The following is a 19,740-nucleotide window of genomic DNA, read 5'->3' as shown; positions in this document are numbered from 1 at the left end:
GTTCATTGAAAAAAGTCATCGAAGCGATGACTGTTATTGTGCAGGTTGCTCTATCCCTAGATTTTTAATCAAGAATTTTTGATGATAGTTCTCTTCTGGATTCAACGGGAATGTAACAACTTGGCCATTCAATTTAAATTCAACATTCGGTGCACTTCCTATATTAAGGTTTACCTCTTTCGCTGTTGATAAATCATATTTTTGCGTCTGGCCTTCCTCTATTGTACCACTAAAGATATCATTTCCTGCCTCATTTTTAATACCTACATAACTTGCGCCTTTTGTTGTAATTTCTAGTTCTAACGTTTTATTATTACGAATTTCCAAAGTAGATTCCTTCCCAGTTGTTCCAACTACTTTTATCTCTTGTTGTCCAGTTGGTTGTGCTGGTTGTTCCTCTTTCTTTGGTTCTTCTTTTTTCGGCTCTTCTTTCTTTGGTTCCTCTTTTTTCGGCTCTTCCGCTTTCGCTTCTTCTTTCTTCGTATCTAACGGAGAGTTTTCCGCTTTTTTAACTTCAATTTTCTCGCTTTGAGCACTCGGAACTTTCTCATCACCTTTTCCAGTTAACGCTTGAAACACAAACCAAATTACCACTCCACATGCGATTACTAACAGCGCAACTAAGATTTTCGGCATATGATCTGCAATTGGCCATGATGAAGATTTTTGCATTGTTTCTTGTGTTTTTTGTCCAGTTGATACTTGCGGGACTTCACGTTTCTCAGATTGTGGTATCGTACTCTGATATTCTACAAGCAGTTCCTCTCCATTTAATCCAACCGCATCTGCATATTGTTTAATGAATGCACGCGCATAAAAAGCTCCCGGCAATACATCATAATTGCCTTCTTCAATCGCTACTAAATGACGTTTTTGAATTTTTGTAATCTCATGCAACTGATCGATAGACAAGCCTTTCGCTTCTCTTGCTTCTTTCAGCTTTTGTCCTAATTCTGTCACTACTAACACCTCAATATTTCTTTAAAAGTCGAACATAGAGAAATTATTTTGCGTACCTTGCTCAATTTCATCTACTAAATTATATTGAATTTCTTCATCATAATCGTTACGTAACTCGATAATATAATCAAAATCATCCAATGTATATTCTGACTGACTCACAAATACATCAGGATGTTCCACAACTTTTGTTGCAGGCAATCTCATAATTTCACGAACAAGCTGCCAATGTCTTTCATTTGCACGCTTTGTTGACACAATTCCATCTAGGATGAAAATATTGTCGTCGCTATACTCATCTTCAATCAATTGACTACGAACAGTTTGCTTAATAAGAGTAGATGATACAAACAACCATCTTTTATTTGCACAAACACTTGCAGCAACAATGGATTCGGTTTTTCCAACACGAGGCATTCCTCGTATCCCAATTAGTTTATGGCCTTCTTTTTTCATTATCTCCGCCATAAAGTCAACAAGTAATCCTAATTCATCACGTACAAATCGAAATGTTTTCTTATCATCTGCATCTCGTTGTATATACCTACCATGTCTAACCGCTAGCTTATCTCTTAGCTTTGGCGGACGATATTTCGTTACCGTTATGTTATCCATCGTATTTAAAATTGATTCAAGTCTAGAGATTTGCTCTTGATTATCACACATAAGGAGTAAACCACGTCGTGCATTATCCACACCATTAATTGTGACAATATTAATGCCGAGCATACCGATTAACGAAGAAACGTCACCAAGCAAGCCAGGTCGGTTTTTATGTATTTCATATTCAAAATACCATTCAATCATCCAAGATCACTCCCCTTGCTTACTTTACACCTACGTACTATATTATATGATTTCACCTTAATAGGGAAGCTAAATGTATAATCTAACCCGCGTAATTATTATACAAAAAAAGTAGAGAGGAGATTTCTCCTCTCTACTTTTACTTATGTTGCACAAACTTAACCATTAAATTTGCGATTGTATGTTGCTCTTGTTCATCAGCAACTTTCCAAAGCTCGGCTAATAATTTTTCTTGGTCATTACGTCCTTCTACTTCATTAGCAAGGTAATCACCAACACGGAATGCCATATCTGACACCGCGCCACCATCTAAACCTTTTCCTTGCGCTTGCTCTAAACGGTCTCCTAAGAAACTCTTCCACTGATCGAAATTATCTAATACTGACATAATTAAGCACCTCACTATTGAATTATAAAATCATGCTTAATTTATACAATTTCTCATTTTTTATGTAAGAATTTTTTAGCAATGCCAACCGCCATTCACTCCGATAATTTGCCCAGTTATGTAAGATGCCCCTGGCGATACAAGAAATGACACTGTTTTTGCTACTTCTTCTGGTAAACCGATTCTACCTAATGGTATGTCCTCAGCAATGCCAATTTTATCCTCTTCAGAAAAAACACTTAACATTTCCGTTTCAATTGCACCTGGTGCTACTGCATTTACACGTAATTCACTTAAAGAAACCTCTTTCGCTAAAGCTTTTACGTATGAATTTTGGGCTCCCTTTACCATGGAATATAGTACTTCACAAGAAGCACCTATTTGCCCCCATATAGACGAAACAATTACAATATTACCATCTCTTCGTCCAATCATTGGCGGAAGTGCCATTGATAGTAGCTTATAGACACTTTTCACTTGCAGTTCCACCATATAATCCAATTCCTCGTTCGTTACATCTGTTACAAGTCCAAAGATACTCTTCCCAGCTGCGTATACGATAACATCAATAGGATGTTCAATTTGTTTCCACAATTGCTCTGCCCCATCACAAGAGGCTAAATTCGCTTTTACAGGGATTACTTCCTCCCATTCCTTTTGTAACTCTGTTACCTTCTTTTCACTGCTATTGTAATGAACATATACTGTATATCCATCCTGAATTAATTGTTTTGAAATAGCAGAGCCAATTCCTCCGCTCCCTCCAGTTACTAGTGCATACTTTTTCATAAATTCCCTCTCTTATCTCTACAAGTTCAATTTTCACACAACTAAATAATACCCTCATCTTACAATTTTTCAATAATAAGATGAGGGTATCTTTTAAATTTTATTTTTTCGGTAAAACTTGACAAACGCTCATTTTTTCTTCTGATAATAATAATTTCGCTACTTCTTGTAAGTCTTGAACCGTCAGCCCTTCTAATACAGTCAATGCATCGAATAAGCTAGATTCATTAAACGCATATCGTGTAAACTGATTTGCAATATACTCTGGTGAATTTAACGAGCGTAAAAAACCACCAATTTTCTTTTTCTTCACTCGCTCTAATGCCGACTCATCTAATTGATCATAATTTGTTTTTAATAAAATATCTTTCAAACGCTCTGCCAATTCATCTGGACGCTTCGTATCGCCGCCAACCATTGCAAAACCAAAGTTATTTTCTTCCGTATAATCATACGAGAACGAATCATCAATAAGCCCTTCATTATATAAAGTTTCGTAATGAACAGAACTTTTTCCGAATAAATAATCTAAAAGTAAAGTAAGCGCGATTTCTTGTTTTAAAAGAGCATTTCCTTTTTCTTTTAAATTTGTCGCTTTAATACCTACTAAACATTTAGGTGTTTGGACAGGCATTGAAATAATTTTCTTCTTTTCATTTACTTCATCTGGCTCTTCTTCAAATGAACGTACAATTTCCGGCTGATTTTTATAATCTTTTTTCGCTTGATTTTCACGTACTAAATCCATAGTTTTCTCTGGATCAATTGCACCAACAACAAATAGTAACATATTACTCGGATGATAAAATGTTTCATAGCATTCATATAATAGATCTTTCGTAATTTTACTAATAGACTCAATTGTCCCTGCAATATCAATTTTAATTGGGTGCTTTACAAACAAACTATCAATTAACCCAAAGTATAAGCGCCAATCTGGATTATCTTGATACATTTGAATTTCCTGCCCAATAATCCCCTTCTCTTTTTCAACTGTTTTTTCAGAGAAGTAAGGCTCTTGCACGAAGTTTAACAATGTATTTAAATTTCGTTCTACATTTGATGTGCATGAAAAAAGGTAAGCTGTTCGTGTAAAAGATGTAAAAGCGTTTGCCGATGCTCCTTGTTTACTAAACAATTGGAAAGCATCGTGATCTTCTTTTTCAAATAATTTATGCTCAAGAAAATGAGCAATCCCATCAGGTACACGAATCATTTCTTCTTTACCTAATGGTACAAATGTATTATCCATAGAACCATATTTTGTCGTAAACGTTGCAAATGTCTTATTAAAGCCTTGCTTCGGTAAAATATATACATCTAATCCGTTAGGAAGTTTTTCATAATAGAGCGTCTCTTTTAATTGCTCATAAACAATCTTCTCCATTTATTCTCCCTCCGTTCCATGTAAAAAGTAAATTGTATCTAGTTCAATATTTTTTGCCACTTTCACAATCTCTTCTTTCGTTACACTTTCAATACCCGTAAGCCACTCTTCAACTGGACGCGTACGATCTGAAATAATACCATGATAAAGCATTTCCACAAACCCGCGCGGTGTATCAATCGCTTCTAATATTTGATTTTGAATGACGCTTTTTGTTTGATGCATCTCTTCTTCAGAAAACTCTCCGTTTTGCATCGCCAGCATTTGTTCTTTAATAATTTCAACTGCTTTTTCATAATTTTTCGCTTCAATTCCAGACATAACAAACAATAAGCCTTTATGACTCTCAAAGCGCGATGCTGCATAGTACGCTAAACTATTTTTTTCACGGACATTTACAAATAATTTCGAGTGAGAGAATCCTCCAAATAATCCGTTGAACAATTGCAGTGCAAAATAATCTTCATCTTTATATGTGACAAACGTACGATAGCCAATGTTTAATTTACTTTGTTTTAATTCTTGTTTTTCAACAACTTCTTTTTCTTCATTATTTCGCTTATGAAGGAGTACATTTCTTTCTTTCACAGGACGCGCCGAAACAGAAAAATACTTACTTACAAGATCAACTGCGTTTTCTGAAATATCACCAATAATATAAAGATCCATTTCATCTTCCGCTAACACTTTTTGATAATATTGATACAGACTTTCATTTGTAATAGAAGAAACACTCTCTTTTTTTCCATTTGCACTTAAACGATATGGTTCTACTTTACACATTTCTTCGATTAACCGCTCGTTTGCATAGCGCATTTTATCATCATAAGTAGCTTCAATTCGTTGCAAGAGCGCCCTCTTTTCACTTTCTACGATAGAAGGTAGAAAACTGTTCCCCTCTGTTGCTGGATGTAAAACAATATCCGACAACATAGAAAGCGCTTTTTCAAATAACGGTGGTGCATCATGTAAATATACTTCATTTGCAATGTCTACATAAATGGAGATGATGTGATCTTCCCCTTTTTTGCTTACATCTACCGCCAAAGAAGATCCATATAATTCTTCTAAATATTGACGAAGACGAATTACAGAAGGTAGTTTTTCTGTCGCACTTTGCAATACATATGGCAATAGGGCACGCTCTGTCACCGTCTCCTCATTTAAAGGTGCTTTAAAACGAAATACAAATGTATTTGTTTTATATTTATCAGTTGGAATAATATGTACGCGTAAACCACCTAACTCATGTAACTGTTGTTCCATCAGTTTCATTTATAGCCCTCCTTTACGTATGTAGGAATATTCCTCTTCAATATACAGTTTTTAGAAATGAAAAATCAACTTTTCTTCCTTATTATGCTTACATATGATCCTTTCTAAAAACTTTAGTATGTAAGGAATATGGAAAAATTCCGTATTAAACATATTCTATGTAAAAAAGCCCGCACTAATGTGCGAGCTTTTTTATGCTTACAAAATTCTTATCGTTTTCCTTTTTCATAAGGTGTTCCTAATGCTTTCGGCGCTTCCGAACGACCAACAAAACCAACAAGTGCTAATATTGTGAATACATATGGTAATATCGTTAAGAATACACTTGGAATTTCTTTTAGTACTGGAATTGTACCACCTGTTATTCCTAGTGATTGAGCAAATCCGAAGAACAGAGCCGCTCCAAGAGCACCGAGTGGATTCCATTTACCAAAAATCATGGCTGCTAATGCTAAGAAACCTTGTCCCGTAATTGTAGCACCTGAGAAGTTACCAGAGATCGACATAGCGAAGACCGCGCCACCAACCCCTGCAAACATTCCAGATATACAAACTGCAATATAACGCATTTTATATACATTAATTCCCATCGTATCTGCTGCCATTGGATGCTCACCAACAGCACGTAAACGAAGACCGAATGGCGTTTTATAAATAATATACCAAACGACAAACGCTAAAATAATAGCAATATATGATGTTAACGGTACATTTGAGAAAAAGATTTTTCCGATTACCGGAATATCAGAAAGACCCGGAACATCGATTTTTTCAATACGATATTGAATGAAATCAGTTTGTCCTTTGCCAAAGATTTTCTTAATCGCAAATACTGTTAAACCAAGAGCTAAGAAGTTAATCGCTACCCCGCTCACTACTTGATCCGCACGGAATGTAATGGATGCTACTGCATGAAGAAGTGCAAATAACCCACTACCAATCGCTGCAAATAATAGCGCGATCCAAGGAGTCATTGCTCCCCACGTATCCCCCATTAATAACGTTGTAACAACACCAGTAAATGCACCAAATAACATCAAACCTTCTAACGCTATGTTTACAACACCAGAACGTTCACTGAACACTCCACCTAACGCCGTAAAAATAAGTGGCGCTGCCGTATATAACGTACCCGTCACAAGAATGGCTAAAATATCTAAAAAGCTCATTTATTTCCCCTCCTTGCTCATACGTGTAAGTGCCCAGCGTAAAACATAACTGCACGCTACAAAGAAAATAATACATGCAATAATAACGTTAATTAACTCAGAAGGTACATCTGCTTCAAAATTCATTTGTGGGGCTGCACTTTTCAAACCACCGAACAGTAAAGCTGATAATAATATGCCAAATGGATTATTTCCTCCTAGAAGCGCTACCGCAATCCCATCAAATCCAATACCAGTAAACGAAGACATCGCCGTCATGTTTTGGAATGTACCAAGCCCTTCCATAGCACCACCAATCCCTGCAAATGCACCTGCAATCGTCATAGATAGCACAACATTTCGAGAAACTTTCATACCCGCATACTGAGAAGCATGTTGATTAAATCCAACAGATTTCAATTCGTATCCCAATGTCGTTCTGTCCAATAAGAACCACATAATAATTGCAACTAATATCGCTACGATAATTCCCCAGTGCAAACGAGAACCATCTGTTAAAGAAGATAACCATTCAGAAGATAAAGAAGCACTAGATTTTATATCATATGACTTCTCATTCGCCTCATGTAAAAAGCGCTTAATTAAATCATACGTCACGTAAAGTGCAATATAATTCATCATAATCGTTACGATTACTTCATTTACTTTAAATTTCCCTTTCAAATATCCCGGGATAAACCCCCATAGCCCACCAGCTATTGCCGCTACTAAAATTGACAACGGAATATGTAAAATTGCCGGTAATGATACTGCATATCCAAACCAAACAGCAGCAAGCCAACCAACTAATAACTGCCCTTCTACTCCGATGTTAAAAAGACCTGTACGGAATGCAAATGCTACAGATAGTCCTGCTAATACAAGCGGAATCATCGTACGTAATGTTTCTCCAATTGCTTGCGGACTTCCAACCATTCCTTCCCAAAGCGCTACATACCCAACAATTGGATCATATCCACTAACCAACATTACAATGGCACCAACAAGTAAACCAAAAATAACGGATAATACAGGAACTAAAATATTAATTGTTCGCTCCGTTAAAAATTTTTTAGCCATTTGTATTCACCTTCTCTTTCTCCGTTCCGCCAGCCATCAACAAACCAAGCTGTTGTTCATTTGTTTCTTTTGCATCAACAATTGCTACAATTTTCCCTTCATATATAACTGCAACTCGATCACTTACATTTAAAATTTCATCCAGTTCTAGCGATAGAAGCAATACCGCTTTCCCCTTATCTCTTTGCTCGATTAATTTTTTATGAATAAATTCAATTGCACCCACATCTAAACCACGTGTTGGCTGTGCTGCAATTAATAAATCTGGATTACGATCCACTTCACGTGCGATAATTGCCTTTTGCTGGTTTCCACCAGATAGTGCGCGAGTTAACGTATGTTCACCGGGTGTACGCACATCAAACTGTTCAATAAGCGCTTTTGCTTTTTGTGTGATTTGACTAAAGTTTAAAATCCCTTTCTTTGAGAACGGATTTTTATAGTATGTTTGCAAAACTATATTATCTCTAACAGAGAAATCAAGCACAAGGCCGTGTTTATGACGATCTTCTGGAATATGACCAATTCCTTCCTCTGTAATTCTTCGAACAGGCCAATTCGTAATTTCTTTCCCTTTAATTGCAATAGAACCTGACTCAACTTTTCGTAAACCAGTAATTGCCTCTATTAATTCACTTTGTCCATTTCCATCAATCCCTGCAATACCAACGATTTCTCCTGCACGAACAGTTAAGTCAAGGCCTTTTACAGCAGGTAATTGGCGTGCATCATGAACGACAATATTCGAAACAGATAGAACCTCTTCTTTCGGTTTAGCCTCTATTTTTTCTGTTTTGAAATTCACTTGACGTCCGACCATTAACTCTGCAAGTTTATGTTCATTCATTTCTGCAACGTCAACTGTACCAATTCCTTTACCTTTACGAATAATTGTGCAACGGTCGCAAACTTCCATAATTTCTTTCAACTTATGTGTAATAAGAATGATAGATTTTCCTTCTTGTACAAGTTTTTTCATAATTTGAATCAACTCATGAATTTCTTGAGGAGTTAACACCGCAGTTGGTTCATCAAATATTAAAATCTCCGCGCCACGATAAAGCGTTTTTAATATTTCAACCCTTTGCTGCATCCCAACTGAAATATCTTCAATCTTTGCATTTGGATCAACCGCTAAACCGTACTGTTCAGATAATTGTTTAATTTCTTTCGCAGCCTCTTCAACAGCAATTCTTCCTTTTTTCTTCGGCTCATTTCCAAGAATAATATTCTCTGTAACTGTAAAATTATGAACAAGCATAAAATGCTGATGGACCATCCCAATACCAAGGTCATTTGCTATATTCGGATTTGTAATTTTCACAGGGTTTCCTTTAATTTTAATTTCTCCCTGTTCTGGTTGATACAAACCAAACAGTACATTCATCAACGTTGATTTCCCTGCGCCATTTTCTCCAAGTAAAGCGTGTATCTCTCCCTGTTTTACTTGTAGCGTAATATCATCATTCGCTACAATGCCTGGGAATACTTTTGTAATATTGTTCATCTCAATTACGTATTCCATTTTGCTCCTCCTTCTAGCAGGGAACACTCCCCAATTGCAGTCTATTAAAGGTATTTTTATATATACAAAGGTTAGTTCTAAGAACTAACCTTTGCTATCTCTCTATTATTATTTCTTTAGAGAAGCTTCATATGCTTTATATTCTTCGTCAGTTGCAGGTACTTTAATTTCACCGTCAGTGATTTTCTTCTCAAACTCTTCTACTTTTGTTAAGATTTCTGGATTTACTTTTTTCACATTATCAGTAGTTTTCGCAATACCAACACCGTCATCTTTTAATCCAAACTCTTCTACTTTACCGCCTTTTAATTTACCATCTTTCGCTTCTTGTGCTACTTTAGCTACTGCAATATCAACACGTTTTACCATAGAAGTTAAAGTTACGTTTTCAGGCATACCCTCTTGATTTTGGTCACGGTCAACACCGATTACCCAAACGTTTTCACCTTTTTTCTTACGGTTTTTCGCTTCTGTGAATACACCGTTACCAGTTGCACCTGAAGCATGATAAATTACGTCAACTCCACCACCGTACATTGCTGAAGCTAATACAGATCCTTTTTCTGGTTTGTCAAATGCATCTGCATATTGCGCTACAATTTCGATATTTGGATTTACTGCTTTCGCTCCCGCTTTAAAACCTGATTCAAACTTTGTAATTAATGGGCTCTTCACACCACCAATAAAACCAACTTTATTTGATTTTGTTGTCATTGCTGCTACAGCACCAACTAAGAATGAACCTTCATGATCTTTAAATGTAATACTTGTTACATTCGGTTCTTTTACAACAGTATCTACAATTGCAAATTGCTCTTTCGGATATTGTTTTGCAACCTTTTCAATTGAGTCTTGCATTAAAAATCCAATACCAAATGTTGTGTTATAGTGATCTTTCGCAAATTTTGTTAAGTTTGGAATATAGTCTGCATCTTTACTTGATTGAAGGTAACGATATCCTTCATTTTTCTTTAAATCGTTTTCTTTACCAAATTTCGTTAAACCTTCCCAAGCTGATTGGTTAAATGATTTATCATCAACGCCCCCAACGTCTGTAACCATACCAACTTTAAACTCTTTATCACCTTTTTTGCCGCTATCCGCTTTATCCGAATTACCACATGCACCTAACACTGTACTTGCTGCTAACGTTAACGATAATAATAGACCTGTTTTTTTCTTCATACTAGAAACCCCTCCTAAAATAATAAATATATCTCTTTATTCTTACGCTGCTGTCCCTAACTTCTTGCTGTCACCTCCCTAAAATGGAACTTGCCTACATGCGCTTTCTTAATACGTGAAAGCTAAACTTATCAGCTCTAAAGTAATTGATAGAATACAAAATTGGTTCATCATTTTGATCATAATGCATTTGCTTTAAAACTAGCAGCGCCGTTTCAGGTTCACATTCTAAAATCGGTGAAACTTTCGGATGATAACCTATTGGCTCAATGTGAGCAACCGCGTACGTAATACGTTTGTGCGTATTATTATGTATAACAGTAAGCAACGATTCCTCATTGTATCCAGATAAATCTGGTAAAATCTCTTTTGCCAGTTTATCAACGCAATATACAACTGGTTCCCCATCTGCTGTACGCACACGCTCAATCATTACTGCATTAAATCCATCTTCACAATTAAATTTCTCTTTTTCTTCTTCTGTTAAAGTTGTTGTAGATGATGATAAAAAGATTGTTCCCGGTGTTTTCCCCACACTAGAAATCATATCTGTAATACTAGAAAGTTGCTCAATTCCAGAAGAAAATAGCGGTTTCGCATTTACAAATGTCCCCACACCATGTCTACGAATAACAACATTTTCTTCCTCTAAAATACGCAGTGCTTCCCTTAAAGTTGCTCTACTTACGCCAAGTTCTTTCGCTAAATCAAACTCTGATGGTAACTTTTGTCTTTCTTTGTAAGCTCCATCTTTAATTTTTTCTTTGATGTGATCTATCACCCGTAAATATAGGTGACGACTATCGGATTTTACTGACATAAGACTCCCCCGCATTTCAATTATTCGACCTCTGATGTAAGACTTCTTTTCTCTTTTTTCAACTTACAACATAGTAAATTACTAAATACTAAAAATAAGCATAATTGTCGAATAAATATTAATAATTTTTCAAGAATAAATTTTCACTCTTTACTCCATAAAAAAAACTTTGTACCATAAACATTCCTCATATCGAGAAAAAGTTCGGCACAAAGATTCCTTACATCCTTTGTTACACACTTTTCCCCTCATAGTCCAGCAATTCACGGTTGCCAGGTAGAAACTTATGGACCTTATCTCCAAGATTATATGAGGCAGTGATTCTTTTCGAAGTAATCTTACCACTTGCTCCCATACGTGTCAACAAAATTTAACATTTTTCTACATTGAATATCGAACGTTTATAAAAATCATACTCATAGTATTCGCATTCTAAAGAAATTACCTAAATGTAAGCCCTTTCTTTATTACTGACTATAGTATATAACAAAAACAGCATATAAAAAAGCCTAATTGTAAAAACAATTAGGCTTTTTTTTAAGAACTTTTTTCTTGCACGTCATTAATGAGTACTTCTCTCGGTTTACTACCTTCATAAGGACCTACTACACCATTCATTTCCATTGCGTCAATTAAACGAGCCGCTCGCGTATACCCTACTCTAAACCTACGTTGCAGCATAGAAACAGAGGCTGTTTGCATTTCCACTACGAGTTGTACTGCTTCATCATATAATTCATCTTCTACTTCCTGTTTTGTATCAGGAACATCTTGCGGAATCATATCTTCTTGATATTGTGCTTTTTGTTGCCCAATAACATATTCTACAACTCTTTCAACTTCATCGTCTGATAAAAATGCGCCTTGTACACGCACAGGCTTCGATGCACCAATTGGTATGAACAACATATCCCCTCGACCTAGCAGCTTCTCTGCACCACCACCGTCAAGAATTGTACGAGAATCTGTTTGAGAAGATACAGCGAATGCAATACGCGATGGAATATTCGCTTTAATAACACCGGTAATAACATCAACTGACGGACGTTGCGTCGCGATAATCAAATGAATACCAGCAGCACGTGCCATTTGTGCTAAACGCATAATTGCATCCTCTACATCTGAAGAAGCAACCATCATTAAGTCTGCCAGCTCGTCCACAATTACTACAATATACGGTAATTCAGGTTGTTTTGCTTCTGATTGACCGTTGTGCTCTTTAATATAGTCATTGTATCCTTCAATGTTACGTGTTCCACTATGAGCAAATAATTCGTAACGACGCTCCATCTCACTTACAACTTTTTTCAAAGCCTGTGACGCCTTTTTCGGATCAGTTACAACTGGCGTTAACAAGTGCGGAACACCATTATATACATTTAACTCTACCATTTTCGGATCAATCATCATTAATTTTACTTCATGTGGTTTTGCACGCATTAAAATACTAACAATAATACCGTTAATACATACACTTTTCCCACTACCAGTCGCACCAGCTACTAGTAAATGGGGCATTTTATTTAAACGAGCTAATACCGCTTCCCCTGTAATATCTCGTCCAAGACCAATTAATAGTTTTTCTTCCGGATGATTATTAGCCTTTGAATCCAGAACTTCTCTAAGTGTTACCATAGAAACCTCCGAATTCGGAACCTCAATCCCTACAGCTGATTTCCCGGGAATAGGTGCTTCAATACGAATATCTTTCGCCGCTAATGCAAGCGCTAAATCATCACTTAAACTAACAATTTTACTTACCTTCACTCCCATATCCGGATATACTTCATACTTCGTAACTGCCGGACCTCTATGTACTTTGGTTACTTTCGCTTTCACACCAAAACTTTGGAATGTCCGTTCTAATTTACGAGCATTTTCATAAATCTCCGCATTTTCATTTGTCACTTGTTTATTTTTGGGGAATTTCAATATATCAAGAGAAGGAAGCTTATAGTCTTTATTTTCCACATTTGAAAATTGCATAGGAGGTGCTTGCGTTTCCCCCTCTAGCGATTCAACGATTTTTTCTCCACGCTTTTTCTTCGGCTCCTCAACAGGTGGAGCTTCTTCGATAAATGGAGAAGTAATCAACTCTTCTTGTTCTACTTCAATTCGTTTATCCTCTTCTTCATTTACAGGATAATTCTCAGTGAAATTTGAAATAATCGGAGGATCAATTTGGATTTCTTCCACTGGCTCAATAATTTCTTCTTGTTCTGCAGCACGTCTACTCCGTGTACTTCTTGTTGTTTTTTTCTTTTCTGTTTGTTCAGCGGCTCTTTTGGATCTCCAATCTTTATAATCCCCTTGCACCACTTCAAATTGACTTCTAAGAATTCTACCAACCGGAGCTAGTACTTCTCCAATATGTTTATTGGTTATACAGAGTATTCCAAGAATAACCAATATAATCCCAATAATATAGGCTCCTACTTCATCAAATAAGAAGTAACATGTTGCGAACATAAGCGCACCAAACATACCTCCACCTAAATGAACACTATCTGGCCCCTTTTTCATTTCAAGAAAGAAGTTATCTTTCGTACTCACAATAACAGAAGTATTTTGCACTGCTCCATCTTTCGTAAGTAGGTTAAATAATGTAATATGACTAAACATTAATATCGCCAATACAATTAAATAAAATCCAATTAACCTTTTATTTAAAAGGTTTGGCCATCCACGTTTTATAACAAACGAAACAGATAAAGCTATTACACCTAACACACCAATTATGTACCACTCACCAAAGAAGAAGCGAAAAAACAACACAAACGATTTTCCTACAACACCTAGCTGTAATATCGTAATGATTGAAAGTGCAAAAAGAGTTAAACCAACGATTTCATAATACAAAGTTGGCTTTATCGTACGTCTTGCTTTCGCCTTCGTCCCTCTTTGCTTTTGTTTTGCCATTTCTTCACCTCACGTTCTACATATAAGAAAAACTTCCTTCTAAAAAGCCTTATATGTCTGTTTTCTCTATTTTTTCAGGTCTTTATATCTTCTATTTTTACACTTCCTGTAAAATGCTAAATAAACAGAAGAAAGCAGCCTACTCATGGCTGCTCAACCGTCTTGTTTTTTATATTATACCATAGCTTCTAAGCAAAATCCTTCTTTTTGCTAAAAGGTTATTTTCTGTCCAGGCTCATAATCTAAGTAATCAAAAGGATTCGTACTTAACACACGTACAATAGAATAGCACCCATGTTCCTCTTCAGAAACCATTAATTCTACACCATTTATATTTACAATTTTTTGGATTTCACACTGTGAATAATCGGCTGGATACACAAGTTGCTCTGGCATAATTGTATATAAAATCATTGTAGCATTGTCCCTTCTGCATCATTATCCATGCGTACATCTATTAATTCATTTAATTTTCGAAGCGCACTGCCAATACCACCGACATCATCTATAAGGCCATATTTCACTGCATCTCCACCAATTACATTCGTCCCAATATCCCGCGTTAAATTACCCTTTGCAAACATCAGCTCTTTAAAACGATCTTCCGTTACTTTCGAATGCTTCGTCACAAATCGAATGACTCTTTCTTGCATTTTATCCAAATACTCAAATGTTTGTGGCACGCCTATAACAAGACCGGTTAGACGAATTGGATGAATCGTCATCGTCGCAGTTTCCGCAATAAATGAATAATCAGTAGAAACAGCGATTGGCACACCAATAGAGTGCCCCCCACCTAAAACAAGAGATACCGTTGGCTTTGAAAGCGAAGCTACCATTTCAGAAATTGCTAGCCCAGCTTCAACGTCACCTCCAACTGTGTTCAATATTAAAAGCAAACCTTCAATTTTCGGATTTTGTTCAATCGCAACAATTTGCGGAATGATATGCTCATATTTTGTTGTTTTATTTTGCGGAGGCAACTGAACATGACCTTCCACTTGCCCAACGATTGTTAAACAATGAATACGTGATTCGTTCATTTGTGGCACATTCGTTTGTCCAAGCTGTTGAATTTTCTCTACTATCGAAGCTTCTTTCCCCGTTTCTTTTGGCTCAGCTTCTTTCTCTTCATTTGCATTACGTTCACGTTCTGTCATATCGCATCCCCTTTCACTCGTATATCACTATTATTTCTTAAGTTATAAATTTCATTCGATGGAGTTGGAAAAGAAAAAAGATCACCCGTCAAGGTGACCTTTTTTATACTTCCATAATAATCGGTAAAATCATAGGTTTTCTCTTTGTCTCTTCGTACAAGAACTGTCCTAATAATTCACGAATATTTTGTTTTAACATAGACCATTCAATCGAATACTCTTTAATTGATTGCTCAACAATCATGCGTACAATCTCTGTAGATCTGTCGATTAACGCCTCTGATTCACGAACATATACAAAGCCACGTGAAATAATTTCTGGACCAGAGATTATTTTCTTTTCATCTTTACCAAGTGTTACAACAACTACTAATATTCCATCTTGAGATAGCATCTTTCTATCTCGAAGTACAATATTACCAACGTCACCTACACCTAATCCATCAATTAATACATTACCAGCTTGTACTTTGCCAACTAAGTTTGCTTCATCGTCACCAAAAGCAATTACATCGCCTTTTTCTACAATAAAGATATTTTCTCTTGCAATACCTACATCTTCAGCTAAATATGCATGTGCTTTTTGCATACGGAACTCACCATGTACGGGTACAAAATACTTCGGTTTCATTAAATTTAACATTAATTTTAATTCTTCTTGACTACCATGACCTGAAACGTGTACTTTTCTTTCGCCGTAATAAACAACTTCCGCTCCAGCTCTAAATAATAAGTCAATAATTTTTGAGACAGAAATTTCATTACCTGGAATTGGAGAAGCCGCAATAATAACAGTATCACCTTTACGAATTGAAATTTGTTTATGCGCTTGCTTCGCCATTCTAGAAAGGGCTGCCATTGGCTCACCTTGACTACCTGTCGTCAAAATAGCTACCTTTTTCTCTGGGAAGTTATCTACTTCTTGTAGCGAAATAACCATACCCTCTGGAACATCTAAATAACCAAGACGTCTAGCAATGTCTACTACTTTTACCATACTACGTCCCACTACTGCTACTTTTCTGCCCGTTTCAGCAGCCGCATCAAACACTTGTTGAATACGGTGTACATTCGATGCAAATGAAGCAACAATAATTCGGCCTTCTGCGCCATAGAACACTTTAGAAATTTCTACACCAACTTCTTTTTCCGAACCTGTATAGCCTGGACGCTCAGCATTTGTACTATCAGATAATAAGCAAAGTACGCCTTCATTTCCAATTTGCGCCATTTTTCCAAGGTCTGCTCCACTATTTCCAATTGGAGTTTGATCGAATTTAAAGTCTCCCGTATATACGACAGCACCTTTTGATGTATGGAAACAAACGCCAACAGAATCTGGAATACTATGTGTCGTTCCAAAGAATGACACTGTTGTAGTATTAAATTCTACTGTTGAATTTGCGTCAATTGTTTTTAAGTCTACACGGCCTAACATGCCCGCTTCACCAAGTTTTTCTTGTATAAGTCCTACCGTTAATTTCGTTGCATACACTGGAATGGATAATTTACGAAGTACGTAGACAATTCCACCAATATGATCTTCATGACCGTGAGTAATAAATAAACCTTTTACTCGCTCTTGATTTTCCACTAAATATGTAATATCAGGAATAACGATATCAATCCCAAACATTTCATCTCCTGGGAACATTAATCCTGCATCTACAATAAAAATTTCAGAATCAATTTCCACACAGTACATGTTTTTCCCGATTTCACCTACTCCACCAAGAGCAAATACTTTAACAGACTCATTCTCTTTTCTCTTCATGTTGTTGCCTGGTTTAAAAATCTTGCAAACACTGATTTCACTAAAATTGCAGAGACACCAGGGGAAACTCTGCAACCACCATATATTCACCGTCCAAGACGAATGTCCTTACCGTTATGCGATATCATGTCCTTGTTTATTTTTTAAACCAGGTTTCACCTCTCTTTCATTATATAAATCAAATATCTTATTCGATATGATATGAAAATTTAACCAAATTATAATTTTTACCAATTTTGCTAAGCATACCCGTACTAAGCTACTTAGCCATATTATACCTGATACAAGAAATAGAACACAAGTTAAATCGTGAGAAAGGAGAGGCAAACATTTTCGTGCCAATAAAAAATGACCTAGCTTCACAACTAGGTCATTTTTTATTAGCGAGGAATAGATTGCATGACAGATTGTAACGTTATTCTTTCTTCTTCTGTTAACGGAAGAAGTGGTAAACGTACAGAACCTACATCTAATCCTACCATTTGTAACGCTGTTTTTACTGGAGTTGGGCTTGGCGCCATAAATAATGAATCAGTTACTCTAACAAGTAATTGATGTAATTTTTGCGCTTTCTTAAACTCACCTGCTTGGAATGCTGCAATCATTTCTTGCATTTCATTTCCAATAACATGAGATGCTACAGAAACGATACCTTTCGCTCCAACTGCCATAGCCGGTAACGTTAAACCGTCATCACCGCTGTATACTGCAAAGTCGTCCGCTGTTTTTTCAATGATTTCTGTCATTGTTAACACATCGCCGCCTGCATCTTTAATCGCAACAATGTTTTCTATTTCTGATAAACGAACAACTGTATCAACAGAGATTTGTACAATAGATCGCCCTGGAACGTTATATAGCATAACCGGAAGCGGCGTGCTTTCAGCAATTGCTTTAAAGTGCTGATACATTCCTTCTTGACTCGGTTTGTTATAATACGGTGCTACTAGCATTACTGCATCAACACCAACCTCTGTTGCCTTTTTAGTTAAGTCAATAGAAGCATGCGTATTATTACTACCTGTTCCAGCGATTACGGGCACCCTTTTATCGACAACAGATACGACATGGCGATATAACGCTACTTTTTCTTCTGAAGTTAATGTAGGAGATTCTCCTGTCGTTCCTCCTACCACGATTGCTGTTGTACCGTTATCTATTAAATAATTTACCAATTTCGTTGTCTTTGCAAAATCGATATTGCCGTTTATATCAAACGGTGTTACCATCGCGGTTGCAATTGTCCCAAAATCTATCATGGTCTCACTCCTTACTGTTCCAGTTGCTTTTCTTTTGAAAGCTCAAATGCACTATGTAATGCATTTACAGCCTCCACTAAATCGACTTCTTTTACAAGAACCCAAATTGTTGTATGACTATCTGCTGATTGCAGAATTTGAATACCTTTTTCCGCTAAAGCTGTAACGATTTTCGCAGTAACCCCTGGGTACCCTGCCATTCCAGCTCCTACAATAGATACTTTTGCACAATGCTCTGTCACAATCGGCTCATATCCAAGTTTTTTTAATAATTCAACTGCACGATTTGATACATTATCACTCACTGTATAAGCTACACCAGTAGGTGAAATGTTAATTAAATCGACACTGATTCCTTCGTTCGCCATTTCTTTAAACACATGCTGCTGCAAATCGTATGCCGTTTCTTTTGCAAGCACTTTAATTTGCGTCACATTAGATACATGAGCGATACCTGTAACAGGACGTTCTTCTACATCACGGCCTTTTGTAGCACCATCAGATGCTGAAATGAGAGTACCTTCACTATCAGAATACGTAGAACGTACACGAAGCGGTACTTTTGCATGCATTGCAATTTCAACTGCACGTGGATGAACGACCTTTGCACCTTGATAAGCCATGTTACAAATTTCATTGTACGTTACAGTTTGAAGATGACGTGCATCTTTTACAATACGAGGATCCGCAGTCATCACACCTTCTACATCTGTGAAGATATCGATATATTCAGCATGAAGCGCAACACCTAATGCTGAAGCTGAAGTATCGCTACCGCCGCGTCCAAGTGTTGTCGTATCACCTTTTTTCGTTTGTCCTTGGAATCCTGTAACAACGATTACATCTACATTTTGTAACTCTTCATGTACACGATCGCAGTTCATTTCAATAATTTTAGCATTTGTAAAATCATCATTTGTTACAAAACCAGCTTGTGCACCATTTAATGCTGCTGCTTTTATACCGTTCTCATTTAACATGTTAGAGAAAACGATTGCTGAGATTAATTCTCCGCATGATAGTAATAAATCTTGCTCACGTTTAGAAATAGTAGATTCCTCTTGATTTACAAGATTTAACAAAGTATCAGTAGCATATGGTTCACCTTTACGGCCCATAGCAGATACGACAGTAACTACTTTATAACCTGCATCTAACGATTTTTTTATATGATGAAGCGCATGCTTACGTCCATTTTCATCACGTACTGACGTGCCACCAAATTTTTGAACAATTATTTTCATATTTTGCACCTTCTCTTAGC

At 36.5% G+C, this 19,740-nt stretch carries 17 protein-coding genes and 1 riboswitch; all 17 genes read right to left on the bottom strand.

What is annotated here, in order from left to right; genetic code table 11:
- Positions 1-33: 33 nt before the first annotated feature.
- The 17 genes from DN410_RS18430 to dapG all read right to left on the bottom strand — a co-directional run bounded on the left by DN410_RS18430 (position 34) and on the right by dapG (position 19,720).
- Positions 34-960 carry a helix-turn-helix domain-containing protein gene (locus DN410_RS18430; RefSeq protein ID WP_149177539.1) on the bottom strand — a complete coding sequence of 309 codons (927 nt, stop codon included), beginning with the start codon at positions 958-960 and terminating at the stop codon, positions 34-36.
- A 21-nt stretch (positions 961-981) separates the two neighbouring features.
- Entirely contained in the window at positions 982-1,767 is a 786-nt protein-coding gene (locus tag DN410_RS18425; protein ID WP_000574107.1) for a DUF3388 domain-containing protein, read from the bottom strand.
- Between the two features lie 139 nt (positions 1,768-1,906).
- Positions 1,907-2,155 (bottom strand): DUF3243 domain-containing protein, encoded by a 249-nt coding sequence (locus DN410_RS18420; RefSeq protein ID WP_000114444.1) that lies wholly within the window; start codon positions 2,153-2,155, stop codon positions 1,907-1,909.
- 75 nt (positions 2,156-2,230) lie between these two features.
- Positions 2,231-2,944, bottom strand: a complete 714-nt coding sequence (gene ymfI / locus DN410_RS18415) for an elongation factor P 5-aminopentanone reductase (protein WP_149177538.1) — start codon at positions 2,942-2,944, stop codon at positions 2,231-2,233.
- Positions 2,945-3,044: 100 nt separating this feature from the next.
- The gene (gene yfmH / locus DN410_RS18410) at positions 3,045-4,331 is read right to left on the bottom strand and encodes an EF-P 5-aminopentanol modification-associated protein YfmH (RefSeq protein ID WP_149177537.1); all 1,287 of its coding nucleotides are present in this window, start codon (positions 4,329-4,331) and stop codon (positions 3,045-3,047) included.
- Positions 4,332-5,606: an EF-P 5-aminopentanol modification-associated protein YfmF gene (gene yfmF, locus DN410_RS18405; protein ID WP_149177536.1), complete on the bottom strand. Its 1,275-nt coding sequence runs from the start codon at positions 5,604-5,606 to the stop codon at positions 4,332-4,334. It abuts the gene before it with no gap.
- Positions 5,607-5,815: 209 nt separating this feature from the next.
- A complete protein-coding gene (locus DN410_RS18400) occupies positions 5,816-6,775 on the bottom strand; it encodes an ABC transporter permease (protein WP_149177535.1) in 960 nt (319 codons plus the stop codon).
- Positions 6,776-7,834, bottom strand: a complete 1,059-nt coding sequence (locus tag DN410_RS18395; RefSeq protein WP_149177534.1) for an ABC transporter permease — start codon at positions 7,832-7,834, stop codon at positions 6,776-6,778.
- A complete protein-coding gene (locus DN410_RS18390) occupies positions 7,827-9,359 on the bottom strand; it encodes an ABC transporter ATP-binding protein (RefSeq protein WP_149177533.1) in 1,533 nt (510 codons plus the stop codon). The genes DN410_RS18395 and DN410_RS18390 overlap by 8 nt, the downstream gene beginning before the upstream one ends.
- A gap of 108 nt (positions 9,360-9,467) precedes the next feature.
- Positions 9,468-10,544, bottom strand: a complete 1,077-nt coding sequence (locus tag DN410_RS18385; protein WP_149177532.1) for a BMP family lipoprotein — start codon at positions 10,542-10,544, stop codon at positions 9,468-9,470.
- A 94-nt stretch (positions 10,545-10,638) separates the two neighbouring features.
- Positions 10,639-11,364 carry a GntR family transcriptional regulator gene (locus DN410_RS18380; protein ID WP_149177531.1) on the bottom strand — a complete coding sequence of 242 codons (726 nt, stop codon included), beginning with the start codon at positions 11,362-11,364 and terminating at the stop codon, positions 10,639-10,641.
- Between the two features lie 231 nt (positions 11,365-11,595).
- Positions 11,596-11,697: riboswitch (purine riboswitch) on the bottom strand.
- 204 nt (positions 11,698-11,901) lie between these two features.
- Entirely contained in the window at positions 11,902-14,283 is a 2,382-nt protein-coding gene (locus DN410_RS18375; RefSeq protein WP_149177530.1) for a DNA translocase FtsK, read from the bottom strand.
- A 210-nt stretch (positions 14,284-14,493) separates the two neighbouring features.
- On the bottom strand, positions 14,494-14,697 hold the full coding sequence (locus DN410_RS18370; protein ID WP_149177529.1) for a YlzJ-like family protein: 204 nt from the start codon (positions 14,695-14,697) through the stop codon (positions 14,494-14,496).
- Positions 14,694-15,443: a translocation-enhancing protein TepA gene (gene tepA / locus DN410_RS18365; protein ID WP_149177528.1), complete on the bottom strand. Its 750-nt coding sequence runs from the start codon at positions 15,441-15,443 to the stop codon at positions 14,694-14,696. Before tepA ends, DN410_RS18370 begins: the two co-directional genes overlap by 4 nt.
- Positions 15,444-15,546: 103 nt before the next feature.
- Positions 15,547-17,217: a ribonuclease J gene (locus DN410_RS18360; protein WP_088230088.1), complete on the bottom strand. Its 1,671-nt coding sequence runs from the start codon at positions 17,215-17,217 to the stop codon at positions 15,547-15,549.
- A 380-nt stretch (positions 17,218-17,597) separates the two neighbouring features.
- Positions 17,598-18,476 carry a 4-hydroxy-tetrahydrodipicolinate synthase gene (gene dapA / locus DN410_RS18355; protein ID WP_149177527.1) on the bottom strand — a complete coding sequence of 293 codons (879 nt, stop codon included), beginning with the start codon at positions 18,474-18,476 and terminating at the stop codon, positions 17,598-17,600.
- Positions 18,477-18,487: 11 nt separating this feature from the next.
- The gene (gene dapG / locus DN410_RS18350; RefSeq protein WP_149177526.1) at positions 18,488-19,720 is read right to left on the bottom strand and encodes an aspartate kinase; all 1,233 of its coding nucleotides are present in this window, start codon (positions 19,718-19,720) and stop codon (positions 18,488-18,490) included.
- Positions 19,721-19,740 lie beyond the last annotated feature (20 nt).

Source organism: Bacillus sp. SH5-2, assembly GCF_008368905.1.
Classification (GTDB): domain Bacteria; phylum Bacillota; class Bacilli; order Bacillales; family Bacillaceae_G; genus Bacillus_A; species Bacillus_A luti.
The sequence above is the reverse complement of the archived record's forward strand: the minus strand, read 5'-3'. Positions and strand labels throughout refer to the sequence as shown.